This window comes from Psychroflexus halocasei (assembly GCF_900107595.1).
GTDB classification, from domain to species: Bacteria; Bacteroidota; Bacteroidia; order Flavobacteriales; family Flavobacteriaceae; genus Psychroflexus; species Psychroflexus halocasei.
Window position 1 is genome coordinate 14,656 of sequence record NZ_FNQF01000008.1, and the last position, 17,835, is coordinate 32,490.

Here is a 17,835-nt window from a genome sequence, read left to right on the forward strand (position 1 = left end):
TGTTTAAATTGAGTCTATGAAAAATATCCCCTACATTTTACTTTTTTTGCCCTTGCTAACTGCAGCACAAATTTACCCTCAGCAAACTCGTGGTGAAGTTTATAAGGCTTATTCAAATAAACCTAGCCAGGATTTAAGAGAAACAACAGTAGAGGTTAAAAGAACAATGTACGGACCTTAGGTTTAAAGATAGAGATACCCCCTGAGCTATATAAAAATGCTGTTACAATCTATTTTAAAAAGCGTTTTAGGGCTAAAGAAAACTTTGCGTTTATCATTTAAAAATAACTAATCGTGAAGGCTATATCTGGGTAGAAGGTTTAAAAATTTTGACTGCAAATCATCCTTAAGCAAGTTTCTAGTAAGCTATAATTAAACTGACTTCATAGTAGAAAAAAAAAGAAACATATTTTTGTACATTTGATTTATAATTTACAAACAGCATCAGCGTAAATTAGCTTTTGTGATGTTTGTGAATTGTTTTTAATCCTGAAATTTCGGGGAGTACTTTTAGTTCATGATTTACAGCAAAAATGTCAATTGACATTCTTAGCATGTTTAATCCTAGCTTCTAGTTATATTGGTTTTAAAGAAGTAAATAATTATGATTATCTTTATGTAAAGCAACCTGCATTTTACTCCAATACCACACGGTATCGAGACTTGCCTAAGGGTTGCTTTTTTATTGAATACAATTTGCTGCTAGCATTTTCGTTTCAATCCTAGTTTCTTGTTGGATTGGTTTTGAAGAAAATATTGATAGGCCTAATTCTACACATTTTATTGCGTTTCAATTCCATTAAGGTGCGATTAAAAGTGAGAAAGACAACGATCAGAAATCAAACCTTACAATATTTCAATTCCATTAAGGTGCGATTAAAAGTTTTGAATATGAAGATGGAATAACTACGCATGACTAATTTCAATTCCATAAAGGTGCGATTAAAAGAAGAGAGGAGCGTGCAAAGCGTGAGAAGTTAGAAGCATTTCAATTCCATTAAGGTGCGATTAAAAGGGATTAATAAAAAATCATTCAATTATTGTTACAGGTATTTCAATTCCATTAAGGTGCGATTAAAAGTATAAAAGAATCACGCTTGTTAATAACGGAGATTTATTTCAATTCCATTAAGGTGCGATTAAAAGCTGAAGAGGAATGCGTAGTTATTAATTTAAAGGAATTATTTCAATTCCATTAAGGTGCGATTAAAAGGAACTTATACGGGGGGGTTGATCTACGACCCTGAGGGATTTCAATTCCATTAAGGTGCGATTAAAAGTCTATAGTTAAGTTAGAGTAAGCATTAAGCATTCCTATTTCAATTCCATTAAGGTGCGATTAAAAGTCGTTTGATAATATCAAACTCGTAGGAATTTAACCCAATTTCAATTCCATTAAGGTGCGATTAAAAGAAAAGCAAAAAGAAATAATCAAAAAAGACAAAGAAGAATTTCAATTCCATTAAGGTGCGATTAAAAGAACACATAATCTGCCGTAGCTACGCCTCTTATTCCTATTTCAATTCCATTAAGGTGCGATTAAAAGTCAAGTCCCATTTCGGCTATACGTTCAGCTTCTGCAAATTTCAATTCCATTAAGGTGCGATTAAAAGACCAACTACACGCATATTTGCTTTCAGTACTTGTGAATTTCAATTCCATTAAGGTGCGATTAAAAGCAGAGCTAATAGAATGCGAAGATGAGCATAATAACATATTTCAATTCCATTAAGGTGCGATTAAAAGGCTAACTTTTGCTTTAATTCAGCTCCAGTCATTAATATTTCAATTCCATTAAGGTGCGATTAAAAGTTGATTGTCTGCATGGTTTTAGTTTTTAGGATTAAATTTCAATTCCATTAAGGTGCGATTAAAAGGCTAAGAATGGTTGGAAAGAAGCAAATCATTGGATATTTCAATTCCATTAAGGTGCGATTAAAAGAAATAATGAATACCGCCTGCGAGGGCGTTCAAGCTTAATTTCAATTCCATTAAGGTGCGATTAAAAGAAAGAAAAAAAGTAGTGCTTATGATAAGGCTAACAAATTTCAATTCCATTAAGGTGCGATTAAAAGAAATATATTTTTCTTGCTTTCTTGATAACCCAAGCAAATTTCAATTCCATTAAGGTGCGATTAAAAGGTGTTTCAAGGCTTTTTTCCAACCTGCAATGTATTCATTTCAATTCCATTAAGGTGCGATTAAAAGCCGTCGCAATCGACGACAAAAAAAGCCTATTTCCAAGACTTGGCAAATCTACTACTTTCTATTTTAGCCTGCAAAAAGCGTCGATCTGTAATAGCCGATTTTTACCTTAGGTTCGACAATGAGATAAATTATTTATTTTCAGGAGTTTAAGTTCAGAATGTCAAAGAACTTACCTTTTGTATAAATTTTTGATTGAGAGCGACGCCTTATAGAAAGGTGTCCAGTTCATTTTTTTCTTTGCCAACAACTTCTTTTTCTAACCATTTTTCACTACGGCTTTTAAAAAGAATCAAACTGTCTTGTTCCTCATCCATAATTAGCTTAGCTTCTGCTAGTAAACTTTTCAATTTTACAGGAGTAATTTCCCCTTCAAAAACCGAATTCTGAATCCAATTCAAATAACGTCGGCATAATTTTAGCATTTTACCAACACGCTTTTCTCCAATGTCGTAAACTAAGACAATATACATATTATAGATTGATTAAGATTGAATGAGATTGTTACCACCAAATTTTAAAAGGTTTATAGTTGTTTATGCCTAAAATATGCTTGCTTAGTTTGTAGCATTCCAATTTCACCAGGTGTTTATAGCTCACGTGCTTTTTGAGGGCTCGATGTTTTATCGTTTCGTTAAGGCGATCCTCAAAAGTTTTGATAAAGGCTTTTTTGCCCGATTCTTTCAACACAACACGATTTACTTTTACATCAAAATCTTTGGCTTGCAATTGTTTTTTATTCAAAACCTTGAAAATAGTACGATCTACTAAAATAGGCTTAAAAATTTCAGCTAAATCCAAAGCCAGCGAATATCTGCGGTACCCGGGCTCATGCAAAAAACTAATGGTTGGATTGAGCTGTGTATGGTAAATTTGGTCTAAACATAAGGTATAGCATATCATATTGCCAAAAGAAATCAATGCGTTAACTTCATTTTGGGGTGGTTGTTTGCTGCGTCCTTCCATTTTAAAATTCTTGATAATTTCATCAAAAGCCCCATAATAAGTGTGGCGGATATTTCCTTCAATACCCATCAAAGTTTCAATATCCTGTGTCTGTTCTATGAGTTTTTCATATTCCTGAATCCTATCTAAATAAGCTTGAACATCACGGTCGCGGTTTTGATAGTATTTTAAATTTTTCTGGATATTAAATGTAGCGCCTTTTACAAACTGTTTGGCGATGACCTGTCGCTTCTTCGCCGATTGGTAATGTTGGGTTTGTTCTATTTGCATCTTCCCGGCCAAAAGATATTCTTTGGGTTGGAAACTTCCGGTGTAATGTTCGTAATAATCAAAAAAATGAACACTTATCTGATTCTTTCCTAAAAAATTATACATAGCGCTATTGGCATCTAATGACCCGAAACAGAAAAGGTTGGAAACTCCTTCTACGGGTAAGTACTTTGGCTTTTTTTCTTTTCCGTCTTCATCAACAGGGATGAATTTTAATGTATTGTCTTTTCGGCTTAAGCGACCCGGATTAAACAGGTAGTAAGATTTTTTCATACGTTATGAATTGCTTGGTGTATCAGGTTGGTCTGAGTAACAAAAATCAAAATAGCTGCAACTTCGACAGATGCGAGCGTGTAAAAGCGGCGGGCATTCCTCTCGGGTAACGATATCTTCTACCATTTGTTTCCAAGCTTCAATTTTTTTGGTATCACCATCTTCCCACTCCACCACTTGGCGTTGTCGTAATTTGGGATATTCTATAATTGCCGACGGATCTTCAATACCGTTTTTTCGTAAGATGTATAGGTAATATTTAACTTGTGCGATATGTGCTTCCTCAACTTTATTTGATTTTTTTACTTCATGAACCACATTTTCTTTAGGATCATAAAAGTCAATTTTGATACCGTCCATCGCCAATTCGGTGTATTTTTTCGCGCGCTCTGGATAGCTGGTTTCACCTATAAGTTTTCCCTCGGCTACGGTTTGGGAGGTGTGTTCCATTCTTACTCCGTGATAATGTAGCCATAATTCGCGATGGCAAACATGAAGTAAATTTATATGTGTGGCGTTGATTAGCATTATAAAAATTGTGTTTCTACAGCTCCAAAGTCTTCATCATTCATTCCCGCTTCAAAATCATAAAATTGATTCCAGTCTTGAATGTATTTGTAACCGTAATCGCTTCTTTCTTCATCTGAAAATTTGACTATTTCTGTTTTTATTTTTTCGGAGGCAAAAATGGAAAAGATGAAATTGGACAGGATGCCCTGAAGGATTTTGTGATTGATCTTTTTATTGATAAAGCTTTCATTTTGTTCAATCAAATTGATGTATAACTTAAAAACAGCTTCGCCATTTATTTTATTCCCTTCAATTGGTTCGATTCCGTTTTCCATCAAAAAATCCCATTCACTTTTGGTAAAAGTATAATCAATATCATTTCCAATTTTGGAAATAATCACGGGTATATTTAAAGGTATAAAACAAGAAATATTCTCTTGGTCAATAAGTTTAAAATTATCCTTTACCGATTTAAATTTTAAAGTTTCTACCAGATTTTTGTAATCATTGAATTTTTTTAAATAGGGTGTTTCGTTTTGTTTATTTCTTAGGCCAATTACAGAATCATAATACAAAGCATCGAAATCTTTATTCTTTAAAATGCCTCGATACTCTTCGGGTTTCAATTTTCTTGAAATTTTTAATCGTTCATCTTTTCCGTAAATAAAACCGGCCTTATCATATTTAAACAAGAAAAGCTTACAGTCCTGTTTTTTGATATTGCGGTTAATGCGTCCGGCCAGTTGCTCATCACTATCAATAAGGGAACGGTCTTTAAAACCGATGTCCATATCAATATCAACACCGGCTTCTACCACTTGGGTTGTAACGAGAAGTACACGTTTATTACGATTTGATTTGTCTTTAAGGTAATTGATAATATATCTTCGTCGTGGTTCGAGGATAGTCCCGGAAAGCAAGAAAACTTCATCAAAAAATTCACTTGATTTGAACAGCTGGAAAAATTCAGAAGCGGTTTTTTTAAAGATAAATTCAATAATCGTAAAAACACTATTACTAGGTTTAATCACACCAAATTCTTTTAGTGCGTATTTTTTTGATTCTTCAAGCAATTTTTCTTTTAACTGATCAAGTGAAAGATCTTTTTTCTCAAACAATTCAAAGTCGAAAACTATACGAGCACCAAAATTTGGATTTTGAAAGTAGTCTTTCTTAGAATTTGGAAGTAAATAAGTAAAATCTTGCTTTCTATCTTGTCCAATTTTAAGTTTATCTATTTTCGGTAGCGTTGCAGACATCACAATAAATTTAATATTGAAACTCTGAGCATATTTTTTAATAAAATAAACAATCTTGTCCCAGTGTTTTGGCGGATAAGATTGCACTTCATCAATCACAACAACTGAATTGGCCAAACGGTGCAGCAGGTAGTTTGTCTCTTTTTCGTTGGTCTTTAAAATATCAAAAAACTTTATGTGCGTAAGAAGTGAAAATGGGAAATTTGCGAAAAGATGCTGGATGTAATTCATTTTTTTGTTTCCATAATCGTCATCTTCTTTTTCTGGAAATTTCTCTTGAAAACCGGCTTTTGAATGTAATTGAACAACATCCTCATCATTCAAACCGAAGGTATTCTTTACATTTTTAAAACTTTGCGTGATCAGGGTTGTGAATGGAAACACATAAAACACCTTGTTTATTTTACCCTTGTTTGCTTCCAGAATTTCCAAAACCGTCAACAATGATAAATTGGTCTTTCCACCACCAGTGGGAGCTTCGAGGTAATAGAGGTTTTCGTTAGGTTTTTTCCTAAAATTCTGAATCGTTTCCACGGCCATTGCTTGCCTAAGTTTGTTCAGGTTGTTAGCGCTGATTTCAGTTGGTTTTTCAGGAACATAATTTGGTTGTTGCATTTTTTTGTAAACATCCTTGTTGTAATTTTCTTCTGATTGGGCTTTATCCAAAAAATCACTTGTCTTTACAAACTGAACTATTTCCTCAATTTTCTTTTTACTTAAAATCCCAAAATCATCAATTTTCGAGGTGTTCATATATTCGTGAGTCGCCAAATAATCTGAAGCTGTTAATAATGAGAAATTTAAGCGGCAAAGTGCATATAAGGAAAAGGAATGTTGATACTTTGTGAAACCGGGGTGGTTTAAAGCTTTAGAAGTGCCAATTAAATCATATAATTTGGGAATGATATCGAAATTATAGTGACGAACATAAGATTGCATAAAAGATTTAAGTTCGGCTATGTTAACTGTTTCCGTATCTTTCAAAAAACATAGGCTTTGCTCGATGTCGTCGTGCAGTTGAAAACCGTGGTGTTTAAAAATGGAGTAAGAAAAATACCAAGTCACCGAAAAGAGCATTGTTTTTTCAAGTTGACTGAATTTACTGGTTTGTATTTCTTGAAAATGTTGGGCTAAATAAATAAAGCCACCAAGTGAGGAGTGTCGTGAAGAAATTGGAGAAGACTTAATTTTATTAAATGAAGTGTTTTTCATTTTATCTACCTGAAAATTCTCGTTGATTTTTCCGTAATCGTGATAAATAACAGTATCAAGGAAAAGTTTTTTAAGGTAATTACCGCAATCGTTTAATTCATAGAACTCATCTAGAAAATCCTTTATTAGAATATCAATTACAGGGTCAAGATGATGAGCATCAATTATATTTTGGCAATAAGAATTAACCAGCTCAATATGTTCTTCTAACGTCTCGGGCTTTTTAGAGTCCTCAGAAGATGGGAGATGAGCCCAGTATTTTTCTGAACCGTCCAAGAGTTTATCAATCGATATGTTCTCTTTGAAAATTGAAGATGATTTTTTATACGAGTTGCACATAATCATCGGTTTCTTTCAAATGATAAAGATTGTCAAGACTAAAGCTATTTTGAATAGCGTAATTCGTAAAGGCGAATTCCTCCAGTTGATATTGCATCAATTCCAAATCAAAATCTTTCGGCAGTCGCTCAAAATAAAGAAAAGGAACTTCTTGTTTTGAAAAATTAAGTGGATCTGGTAAAGGTTCTTCACTGTTGTCTTTTAAATTGCCTTTTTTATTAAACACAGTTAGAATATTGATTGATCCTGAACGGTCAGCTTTGGCCCCTTCAAAATCATAATTTTGAAAGCTATTTTTAGTCCAGTGCGCTGAAAATTCATTTTTACCGAAATACGGGATGTATTCAGTCTTTGCTTCTTGTAAATATTCCAAGAGTTTTTGGTGCAATTCATCCTTTTCGTCCAGCATTATAAAAATACGGTAAGCCGGGTTAATAAGCGTGAGTTCTTCTGTCAAAAAATTGGAACCTTTATTAGCATAACCCACTGTATTGGTATATTTAATATTAATTTTCTGAAAATTCCCTTTTTCGTGACCCAAAGGCCGGACCCCAATTTTGAGGTTTTTCAACAGCTCATAATATTGGGGCATCTCGCCTTTTTTCCGATAACCGTTCAAACCCAAAACCGCACCCAGAATCCCTAAAATTGCGGGCTTATGGATGAGGTTGTAAGACAGGTTTATCGTGTTATTTGTATCTGGTTTCCGAAAAAATCCGAAATCAGCTTTTAAATCTATAGAAACGAGTTTCATAATGGATTTATTAAGAATTAAAGCAGATGTTTTTCAGCAATTTCAGGTTCGTTAATCACTTTTGTGTGCGCATCACTGTAATAAATCTCAACTTTTTCAATTTCATCTTTAATGTGATCTTGCGATAAAAGCTCATTTACTTTTTTGAAATCAATGGTTTTATCCTCATTTACATCTACTAATTCAACAAATGATGGTAGAACAATTCTCGAATCTTCTTTAAGCTGAACCCAAAATAAAAGTTCATTTTCAGTACCGGCTTTTGCCGATGAATCATAAAATGAAGCTCCACGTCGCAGGCCTTCTTTTAATTTTTTGATATCCTCATCGCTCAACGCTTGACCACTTATGCGATCCACATCTTCCGCAATGTTTTTTGGATTTACCGAAAAATGGTGTACATAATGACCTTCTTCTAAACGGGATTGCGTTCCCAAGGTTGTCATTGTGCTATCTGCACTTTTTTCATTAGAATTTTTAAATGGCGACATTATTTGTTCAGAATAAATCACATTTTCCGGAAATTTATTTATTCCAGGAGTAATCTGGCAAGTTCCGTGAAGTGAAATATTTGTTTTTCCGGCATAGGTGCCACCAAATAACCTCACATCAAGACAAGTCAATAAATTTTCCAAAACTTCAAGACGCAGCTTTGATTTATCTTTTTCATTTTTAAATTCTTCGAAATAATGAAGATATGTTTCGTCTAAAGTTCTTGGCGCCATTTTTTCATTCAAAGATTTAAAATAAAATATCCGTTCGCCCATTACCTCTTTAAGATAGTTTCTAATGGAATATTTCAAAGCTTTATCCGTGGCATAAACTTTACCGTTTGGTAATTTTCGCGGTTGGCCGGAAAAATCAGCGTTGTAGTTTGAATTAACGGATTTTATGATGGCGCATCCGTAAACGCGATTGTTAAATGAACTCATTGGTCTTCGTTTTTAGAATTAGAGAAAAGTTTATTGTCGTTAAAGAAACCGGCCAGCATTTCCGGTAACAATTTCTTGAGATCTATTTCAGTTTCAAAACTGAGGATAAAAGATGCAGCTCGTTCAAAATTTCGTGAGAAATTCTCGTGTTTATATCGCTCAAAATCATTTGCAATACGCAATTTAAATTGATCGCATTTTGATTGTTGCGTGTAAGGTTCTAGCAATCCGAAACCGGAATCCGCCGATTTGCTTTTGCTGTGAATATATTTTATGACTTGGCCCGCCGTAAAAGCGAACTCTTCATTGGAAACCACTTCAGGGGCTTCTTCATCGGAAACTAAATTTTTAACAAATTCCCGATAACTCTTTAATTTACTGGGCATAGTGATTTTGGGATTTTTAGGATTAATAAAAAATTCGGCAAGGCTAAACCAGATATTCAAGATTTCCTTAATTCCGTATTCATTGTCTTGCTTGAGATTGTCTTTTAAACGTGCAAATACCATTTCTTGAAAGGTGTGATAACTGATCGCCTGACGTTTGGATTTGTAAACATAATCGTAAACTGCTTTTCTGTATTTGGAATAACTACTGAAGCTAAGATCAAAACCGGTATAATCATCTTTTTTTAATTCCCCGAAATAATCCAGTTTTAAATATTTATTCTGTAAAAGCTGTTTAAATATGAGGCTTTCAAAATCAAAAATATTATCAAGTTGATAGGTTTTCATTTGATTTTTATCATTTTTCTTTATGCCAAAAAGATTTAAGATCCTGCATTTCTGCGAATCAACTTTAAACTCAAATTTGGAAACAAAATCAAAATCTTTAAAAACTACCCCATTTTTAGTGTAGAGCCAATACAATAAATAATAGTTGGCTATTTCTTTGTCATTATGGTTTTTAAACAATTCCTTTAAAATTTCGGTGTAGGAATATTTAAACCCACTTTCCTTAAAAAGACTAATAGCTTCGCTTTGAAGTTCTTCTTCGTAAATAAAAATAGGAAGTGGACTGGGTAAGGAACGGTTTGGTAAAATATTCAGGAATTCATAGAGTGATTTTGCCTCTTTGTTACTGATTCGGCCAGAAATATCGAAGCTGGCCGTTTGATGCATTAAAAACGGCATTTTACTATTAAAACCATTTAAAAAATCACTTGTTCCGTAAGTCAATTCTTTTTGATTGTCTTCAATGTTATAATCCGTTGTGTTGAATAATTTATCGGAAAGATAATTATCGTGCACTTCTTTATATTTTTTCAAGGGTACATCCAAATAGAATATCACATAATCCTGATCTGATAACTCTTTAAATTGTAGTGCATCGTGCTTTAAAACTTTAGCTTGTTCTTTTAATTTCTTCTTTGTTGATTTATCTGACGTGGCCTTAGCGTTCTCTTGAATTTCTTTGATTTTGGAATTGATCTCTTCTTCTTTTGCCCTTTGGTTGTCATCAATTTCCCTTAAAATTTCACTGAAATCATCATTACTAAAGAATCGTTCAAATACAATATATTTCTCTTTCTCTTCTTCATTATTGAACAAAGAAAAAGCTTTTTCGAAATAGCTTTTAAAACGGTCATAAATCTGAGGCTTCTTCTCATTCCCTTCATATTGTTTGTATTTCTTTCCACCTTCTAAATGTTCTCTTTTAAAAGCCACGCAGAAGGGAGAACAGGAATGAATTGCTTTTGTCGGCAAATCAAAACATTTATTGGTATTGACACACCAACTGTTTTTTTGTCGAAGCTTACAATCTTCAAGAAAATCGCTTTCCATATCCTGTTTCATTTTTTTGTCGTACTTCTCGTAATGAAAATCTTGAAGGTCAATTTTTGAAGTTCCGTTTTGCTGGGTTTTATTCACAAGAATATGAAGACCTGGCTTGGGTTCATAACCAAGTATCTTGAAAGGTTCTTCTAATTTATCCGTAAAATTTACAAGCTCTTTAATCATTTTGTTTTGTTTTGATGGATTGCACATATCCCATTCCCTGCGCATTGTAAAGTCCGGCGCCACAATTTTGTAAAAGCTGTACAAATCTCTTTTCCGCCTGTACCCGTATTTTAAAATTGAGAAAGCCCTTTATTTTTGTTTCTGCAGGTGTTCCTGACTTAATTGTCACAAGTCGTGATCTTGGTTTTCCTTTATCATAAAATTCAACTTCTGCATTCAAAAGTGCGCTTTCGGCCGTCATTATATCATAATTCGCTTGAATTTTTTGTTGCCAATTGTAAAGTAGACTATCTAGAAACAAATCGTTTTCTGGATGTAGAAAGTCATAATTTCCCCGATCATTTTTTACTCCACAAACTATGGGAGAATAAGGTTTTAGAACTTCATCAATTATATACATATCCTTCTTATCGGGGAATTTTTCAGGTAGAGCCTCAATATTTTTAACTTCAAATGAGACGCCAGAAAGTTTATCGAAAACTTCAATTTTTCGCGATTGAAAAATGCCTTTTATGAAATTTTTAGATGCTTTGGGCAAATGAAAGTTTATATGAAACGACACTATTGGAAACCGCAAATGCATTCGGTCATTCTTAATTTTAAACTTTCCTTTTAGATCGGAGAATGTGAAAAATTTATAACCTTTTCCGTATCCAGAAGAATGCAGGAATTTTGCATATTCTTGATCGGCTTGGTTCAGAATTTTATAGATAGCTGCACTCAAAGGGTATTGATAGTTTATAGGCAAAATCCCTTGTGCCCCTTGTTGTTCTAATGTTACCTTAAATTTCAATTCTCTTTTTTTATTAATGATTTGCTAATTTAATTAAATCTCTAAATAGAATAGTAATTGAGTACAAGTTCAAAATAAGTATTTTACCTACACCCATTCTTTTTACAATTAACCCTCTCATTCGTATTTATCCAATGTGATGCATTTACTCTTGTATCATAACTACAACCTGTTCTTCCGCCTTTATTTCCAATGTGAACAACTCCTGTTGGTATATGTTTTACTGCCATAATAAATTATTTTACTATATGATTAAACCCTACTATTTGTTAATTTCTCCTAAAAATACAAAAAACATGTTAATAAGTATTAATGTATTAAAAAATAATTATTTATTGCTAACTAAATGAACGACAACGCCAACCTGTTCTTCTGGGTGGGCTTGCGGGTCAACTTGTTGTATACGAATCTCAAGATTTGAAAAGCCAACTTTCATCAGTTTATAGATGATGCGGTTTTCGCTGCGAGGCACAAAACCAAGTTTATGAGCCTTGTAATAAATGGCAATAGCTCTGGCATCAAACTTATTATCCTCTTCGTACTTCAAACTGAGTTCTGTGCCGACCTGAAGCTCTTTAAAGACAAGTGCGCCTTCATAATAGGTGAAGCCTGAGATCATAAAATGACTCAAATGTTCGCGGTGTTTCTTATGTTGTGTCATGATTTATATTGTTTAAAACTGTTATGTAATTCTGTTTTTATTTCTTCTCTTAACCAATCTGGAGATAATACCTCTATTCGGCTTCCCATTTTTAATATGTGCATTTTAAACTCAAAATTGGGTTTAAGATAAAATGAGACTTCAAGACGCTGATCATCAAGTTCTTTTTCCAGAGTCTGACTCTGATGCAAGGGCAAACTTCTCAGGTATTTATACTGCTTTTCTGTAACAGCAACTCTGATGAATTCTTGCTTTTCTGAAGCATTATAATTTAACCCGACAACATTATTAAACTTATCAAGCTGTGTTTCAAATTCTGAGATTTTGATGGTCGAGTATTCGCTTAATTTTAAATCAGATATACGATCTAACCCAAAAGTGCGGATGTGTGTTTCACCTTCAGGAACACCAATTACATACCAACGGTTTAGGTATTCACGTATTTGCAAAGGCGTTATTTTGTAGTTGTGATGGGTTTCACGACTATAATTTTCATAGATAAAATTGACGCTTTGAGATTGTTTAACTGCTAAAAGCAATGGTTTTATCAAGTGAATACCTTTAAATTTTGAACTATCTTCTAGAGCGATTGTTTGCCTTAAAACATCAAAATCATTTAAACCTTGCTTAAATAATTCTCCTACATGTACAAGCTCTACATATCTTAGAAAGGACTGTATGCGCTGCTCATCTTCTTCTGAAAGCCTATATCCGTTTCGAGTTGTGCAATATGTCAGTTCTATTCCGAAATCAAGCGACAAGGCTCTAAAATCTCTCTCTATCGTTCGTTTAGTCGTGACAATATTATAATCATCAGCTAAACGATCAATTAGTTCAGATTTTGAGATGTATGGATATGCTTCAATTAAATGAAGAATTACATCTAAACGCTTTAAAAGTTTATATCCTGCCATAGTTTTCAAATTTAGATAAGGGGTTCGCCAAATAATGTCGGTGTAAGATATTTAAAAAATATCTTTTTTATGATTAAGCTATTACAGAAACTATGTTTTTCTATACTAACCCCATACTTCCTTCGTTATTCCTTCGATGTTTAGACGTTGTTTCCTCGGTATGACTGGCTTTACCGAAGAAAGATCGAACAAGCATCGCGTGAGCATCGAACTAAGTATACTTGATGCATACACAAAGCATACCTATGCATAGACTGAAATCAGACTAAAACAGATGATGGGGAAGTGAAAAAACAAATATGAAGTCCTATAAAAAAGGTGAGAGTAAACGGAAGATTTTTTCGAGAAGTTGCTGAGCTTTTGAGCGTTTGAGATAAAGCTCAGGGTCTATCATTTCGGAAGATTTGATATCTTTAAAAAATAAGGCCGACAACTCAGAATTCAATTTTTTGCTGTATACAATGGCATTGGCTTCAAAGTTTAAATCAAAACTACGATAATCCATATTCGCAGAACCTACCATTGCTATATCATCATCAATACAAAGGGTTTTGGCATGCACAAAACCGCGCTCATATCTGTAAATTTCAACACCATAATGTGATAATTCTGTGTAGTAAGATTGCGCTGCTAAATTCACCATCACGGAGTCAGATTTTCCTGGAACTAAAATTTTGATATCGATGTTTTTATTGGCTGCAATAATCAAAGCATCCATGAGGCTATTGCCAGGAATGAAATAAGGCGAGGTAATGTAGATGCTTTTTTTGGCCGAATTGATCGCTTCGATAAGTGTATAGTAAATCACTGGCAAGTCGGAATCTGGCCCAGAGGAGACCACCTGCACAACATCACCTTTAAGCTGCGGAACAGCTTCTGGCCTTAATAAGTAATTTTGGTGTTCAGTTATGGGTGTTTTGCTGCAAAAATTCCAATCACTGATAAAGATGTATTGCAAGAAAAAGCTCGCCGAGCCATGAATTTTTAAATGCGTATCTCGCCAAAAAATTTGATTTAAAGATAGATCATTTCTATATCTGTCGCTCACGTTAATGCCTCCTACAAACGAAGTCACCCCGTCAATAATGACAATTTTACGGTGATTTCTATAATTTAATCTGTTGGCAAATGCGTACCAAATAATCTTATAAAAAGGGGCTGTTTCAACCCCGCCGGCTTCAAGTTTTCGAATAAACTTTCTACCTAAGGCATGACTCCCAAAGTCATCATACATAAATCTGACCTCAACACCTTCCTGTGCTTTTCGCACTAAAACATCAGCGATTTGATTTCCGGTAATGTCATCTGCAAAAATGTAATATTGTAAATGAATGTGCTTTTGGGCGTTTTGAAGTGCTTCTAATAAAACTGGAAATTTATCTTCTCCATTTTCGAGCAAATCGATTTGATTATTGGCAGCAAGCGGATTTCGACCAGCTTGAGCCACAAAATTCACCAAGTTTGTATGTTGATTTGCAACCAATTTTTCATCAATAACATCTTGGTGATATTTTTTTAAATTGGTTTCTATTTTCTCACGCAGCTTCACATCTTTGATGATCTTCTTGCTGTAAATTTTTCGTTTACGATAATTGACACCAAAGGAAAAATAGAAGAAAATACCGAGTAAAGGCAGAAAGATTACTAACAAAATGTAGGCTAAAGCCTTTGTTGCGTCTCGTGTATCATAAAGAATACGCAAGATGACAAGGAAAATAAGTAAGCCGTATGCGATTTGTAAAAAAAGATGCAAACTCAATAATATTAGAACTCTAATTTAAGCTTAATATTTTAACGCGGCGTCACTTGTGGTTTCTTTTTCTTTTCACGTATTAAATAAATTCCGATTAAAATTAAAACAGCTCCTAACAGATACCAAATATTAAATTCTTCACCATCTAAAACGCCCCAAATCACAGCGACGACAGGTAAAAGATATGAAACTGTACTTGCAAAAACCGCTGATGTATCTTGAATCAATTTATAAAATAAAACAATACCAATAGCTGTCCCGAAAATACTGAGCAAGCTCATAAAGCCAAGCGCCTCAATAGCAGCTGCATCAAAATCTTTTGTAAAAAATCCTGAAAAAATCAATATAAACATCGAAGGAACCATCCAGATGGTAAAAACGCCACTAGAAACATGGATAGACTTGACTTCTTGTAATTTGAGTTTAATAATTAAAGCAGAAATTGCATAACATGCAGAAGCCAAAACCATGAGAAGTGTGTAGGCGATTTGGCTATCTTCTGTTTTACTTTCTGAAAAATAAAGCAGAACGGCCGCACCTAAAAAACCGATAATTGCGCCAAACACTTGTGTTAAGCGGCTCTTGATCCCAAAGAGCATAAAAGCTAATACCAAAACAAAAATAGGCTCTAAACTATTGATGATTCCCGCCAATGAACTTCCGACTTGCGTTTGTGCAATCGGGAATAAAAACATGGGTAAAAAGTTACCAAAAAAGCCTGCTGCACCAACCCATAAAGCATCGCGTCTGCTCATTTTTCGTAAAGCTGGTATTCCTAAATAAGAAAGAATCAAGCCTGCTAAGCCTACCCTAAAAGCGCCAATTTGAAATGGTGTAAAGGCTAAAAGTGATTTCTTAATCAAAATAAAGGAGCTTCCCCAAGTGATTGCCATGATGGTGAGTAAAAACCATTTATTTTTGAAGATTTTGATGTCCATGGGTGTATTTTTAAAAGTTTAAAAAAGAAAAACTGTTTTAAAACAAGCTTAGCTTTTGCTTTAAAACAGTTTAAAAATGTCATATGATCTTGCAAGACATGCAGTCTTGCGTTACGTATTTTATAGTGCTGTGAAACTGGCTAATTCTTTGCCATTATCATTATAAAGTTTTAATTGATCGTTTTCGATTGTATAAGACGTGCTGTGCTCAAATACTTTCAAGAAAATCGCTTCTTTAAATTCAACATCAGGACAAGCCTTTAGGGTTGAAATCATTTGAGAAAACTCAATGCCTTTATCTTTATTTAAGCTGTAAGCTCCCGAAAATGTATTACAGCCAGAAAAGCCAGTAATTTTGTTGTCTTCTAAAAATTCGAAGTGTAATTTGTTATTTTCTTTAGATTCGAACTTAACAGGCTCGCCTTTTAGAGTTTTAAGTTCCCATTGACCTAAATCCATAACTTTTGCCTTGGAAGCTTTATAAGTTAAGACAGCGATAATTTCATCTTGTGTATTAAGTAAACTCAATTTTTTGTCATCTAATTTAAAAGATGATGTTTGACTTAAAACCTCAAGGAATTCATTTTCTTTGTTATTTTGCTCTGGGCAGCTACGACGCGTTGTGGCGACATCTTTAAACTTTAAGCTTGAATTTTCGCCAAGTTCATAAGCCCCCATTATTTGATTACAACCTGTGTATCCGCTTACTTTATCATCTTCACTTAACATGAAGTGGACTTCTTGTTGCTCTTCAGCCGGTTTCTTAACTTCTTCACCCTTGATTTTAGATAAAGTCCAAACTGCAGCTGTTAGTTGTGATTTTATGGCTTGCTCTTGAGCCTCGTTATTTTCTTTTGTTGCTGGTTCAGTATTCTGATCCGAGTCTTTTTTATTTTGCTGACATGCCGTTGTTAAAACAAGGGCACATAAGATAAAACTTAGTTTTTTCATGATGATATTTTTGCAAAAATGATTAATAAAATCTAATAGACTGATTTAATTAATAAGCTCTTAACAAAAAATAGATCATCAAAAATAGAATCCGCAACTCAAAATGGATTACGCCTTGAGTTGCAAGCTTTTAATTCTTTCAAAAAGCTCTCCTTCAAAAGGACCTCTCACTTTTCCGAAGTTAATGATGTCACGTGATGGCACAAAGTTAATTGGCGACTCTGTTACTCCTTTTTGCTTAAGCCAGTCTGTTAATTGTTCTGCAGAACTCAAAAAAACCAATTCTCCTATCTGCGCCCAAGCATGCGCGCCGGCGCACATCGGGCAATGCTCACCGCTTGTGTAAAGAGTTGCTTTTTGTCGTTCTTCAATATCTAGATTATCACAAGCCCATTGTGCTAAATCAATTTCAGGATGTGCTAAAACTGTTTTCTCGTTGATGCGATTTCTTGAAGTTGCTAAAATATTTTCGTTCTCTCCAACAAGTACAGATCCAAATGGTTTATCACCTGCTTTCAGTGCTTCTTCGGCAAGGTTTACGCACATTTCTAAAAAATACTTATCCTGTTTGCTCAATTGATCTTTTTCCTGTGACATGTTTATAATATAAATTAATGTTGAGAATCTTAAAGATACTTAAATCAAATGAATCCGACAAAATCAGCTTCCTCTATAAGTTGAGTAACCGTAAGCTGACAAGGTAATTGGGACATGATAGTGCTTTTGGTTTTCGATTTCAAAAACAACTTCAATGTATGGATAAAAGCTATTGATATCATTGGATTTAAAATAAGCTTTTGTTTTAAATCTCAATTTATAAATACCTAAGTTATCTTGTTGTTGAGATAAGAAATCATTAATTCGTCCTGAAGTCAAAGTTTTCTTTGTGGCAACCAAATGCCAAGTGTCATTTTGAGCATTATATTTTTCAAGCTGAACCTCAACATTTGGTGCAGGTTGACCTGTTGAAATGTCAAGAATATGAGTTGAAAGTTGGCCTTCTTTTTGCTGAGCAAAACTCGTTAAACTGATAAAGCTAAAAACGAGGCTAAATAAGATTGTTTTCATTTTATTTTTTATTTGCAAAACTAAGGGAATTGAATTCCCATCATTTATCACAAGTCATAAAAGTTTATGAAAAACA

General features: G+C 33.9%; 16 protein-coding genes and 1 CRISPR repeat array. Of the genes, 1 reads left to right on the forward strand and 15 read right to left on the reverse strand.

Annotation, left to right across the window (positions count from 1 at the left end; genetic code table 11):
* The first annotated feature begins 16 nt into the window (after positions 1-16).
* The gene (locus tag BLV84_RS12525) at positions 17-181 is read left to right on the forward strand and encodes a hypothetical protein (RefSeq protein ID WP_159429417.1); all 165 of its coding nucleotides are present in this window, start codon (positions 17-19) and stop codon (positions 179-181) included.
* 606 nt (positions 182-787) lie between these two features.
* Positions 788-2,208: a CRISPR direct-repeat array (repeat unit 30 nt; unit sequence ATTTCAATTCCATTAAGGTGCGATTAAAAG).
* A gap of 206 nt (positions 2,209-2,414) precedes the next feature.
* Here the strand turns inward: BLV84_RS12525 and cas2 are convergent.
* The 15 genes from cas2 to uraH all read right to left on the reverse strand — a co-directional run bounded on the left by cas2 (position 2,415) and on the right by uraH (position 17,759).
* The gene (gene cas2 / locus BLV84_RS09815; protein ID WP_093244504.1) at positions 2,415-2,678 is read right to left on the reverse strand and encodes a CRISPR-associated endonuclease Cas2; all 264 of its coding nucleotides are present in this window, start codon (positions 2,676-2,678) and stop codon (positions 2,415-2,417) included.
* A gap of 31 nt (positions 2,679-2,709) precedes the next feature.
* Complete coding sequence (cas1b, locus tag BLV84_RS09820; RefSeq protein ID WP_093244505.1) at positions 2,710-3,714, reverse strand: type I-B CRISPR-associated endonuclease Cas1b; 1,005 nt, start codon at positions 3,712-3,714, stop codon at positions 2,710-2,712.
* A gap of 3 nt (positions 3,715-3,717) precedes the next feature.
* Positions 3,718-4,242, reverse strand: a complete 525-nt coding sequence (cas4, locus tag BLV84_RS09825) for a CRISPR-associated protein Cas4 (RefSeq protein WP_093244506.1) — start codon at positions 4,240-4,242, stop codon at positions 3,718-3,720.
* Entirely contained in the window at positions 4,242-6,971 is a 2,730-nt protein-coding gene (gene cas3, locus BLV84_RS09830) for a CRISPR-associated helicase Cas3' (RefSeq protein ID WP_159429418.1), read from the reverse strand. Before cas3 ends, cas4 begins: the two co-directional genes overlap by 1 nt.
* A 46-nt stretch (positions 6,972-7,017) precedes the next feature.
* Entirely contained in the window at positions 7,018-7,788 is a 771-nt protein-coding gene (gene cas5b, locus BLV84_RS09835) for a type I-B CRISPR-associated protein Cas5b (protein WP_093244508.1), read from the reverse strand.
* Positions 7,789-7,805: 17 nt separating this feature from the next.
* Positions 7,806-8,720 (reverse strand): type I CRISPR-associated protein Cas7, encoded by a 915-nt coding sequence (locus BLV84_RS09840; protein WP_093244509.1) that lies wholly within the window; start codon positions 8,718-8,720, stop codon positions 7,806-7,808.
* Positions 8,717-10,681 (reverse strand): hypothetical protein, encoded by a 1,965-nt coding sequence (locus BLV84_RS09845; RefSeq protein ID WP_143521347.1) that lies wholly within the window; start codon positions 10,679-10,681, stop codon positions 8,717-8,719. Before BLV84_RS09845 ends, BLV84_RS09840 begins: the two co-directional genes overlap by 4 nt.
* Positions 10,674-11,474 carry a CRISPR-associated endoribonuclease Cas6 gene (gene cas6 / locus BLV84_RS09850; RefSeq protein ID WP_159429419.1) on the reverse strand — a complete coding sequence of 267 codons (801 nt, stop codon included), beginning with the start codon at positions 11,472-11,474 and terminating at the stop codon, positions 10,674-10,676. The genes BLV84_RS09845 and cas6 overlap by 8 nt, the downstream gene beginning before the upstream one ends.
* Positions 11,475-11,802: 328 nt before the next feature.
* Positions 11,803-12,135: an HIRAN domain-containing protein gene (locus tag BLV84_RS09860; protein ID WP_234953130.1), complete on the reverse strand. Its 333-nt coding sequence runs from the start codon at positions 12,133-12,135 to the stop codon at positions 11,803-11,805.
* Positions 12,132-13,049, reverse strand: a complete 918-nt coding sequence (locus BLV84_RS09865; RefSeq protein WP_093244514.1) for a helix-turn-helix transcriptional regulator — start codon at positions 13,047-13,049, stop codon at positions 12,132-12,134. Before BLV84_RS09865 ends, BLV84_RS09860 begins: the two co-directional genes overlap by 4 nt.
* A 307-nt stretch (positions 13,050-13,356) precedes the next feature.
* On the reverse strand, positions 13,357-14,802 hold the full coding sequence (gene cls / locus BLV84_RS09870) for a cardiolipin synthase (protein ID WP_234953131.1): 1,446 nt from the start codon (positions 14,800-14,802) through the stop codon (positions 13,357-13,359).
* Between the two features lie 38 nt (positions 14,803-14,840).
* Entirely contained in the window at positions 14,841-15,740 is a 900-nt protein-coding gene (locus BLV84_RS09875; RefSeq protein ID WP_093244516.1) for a DMT family transporter, read from the reverse strand.
* A gap of 120 nt (positions 15,741-15,860) precedes the next feature.
* Positions 15,861-16,691: an META domain-containing protein gene (locus tag BLV84_RS09880; protein ID WP_093244517.1), complete on the reverse strand. Its 831-nt coding sequence runs from the start codon at positions 16,689-16,691 to the stop codon at positions 15,861-15,863.
* A gap of 108 nt (positions 16,692-16,799) precedes the next feature.
* Positions 16,800-17,288: a nucleoside deaminase gene (locus tag BLV84_RS09885; protein ID WP_093244518.1), complete on the reverse strand. Its 489-nt coding sequence runs from the start codon at positions 17,286-17,288 to the stop codon at positions 16,800-16,802.
* A 63-nt stretch (positions 17,289-17,351) separates the two neighbouring features.
* A complete protein-coding gene (gene uraH / locus BLV84_RS09890; protein WP_093244519.1) occupies positions 17,352-17,759 on the reverse strand; it encodes a hydroxyisourate hydrolase in 408 nt (135 codons plus the stop codon).
* Between the last annotated feature and the right edge of the window lie 76 nt (positions 17,760-17,835).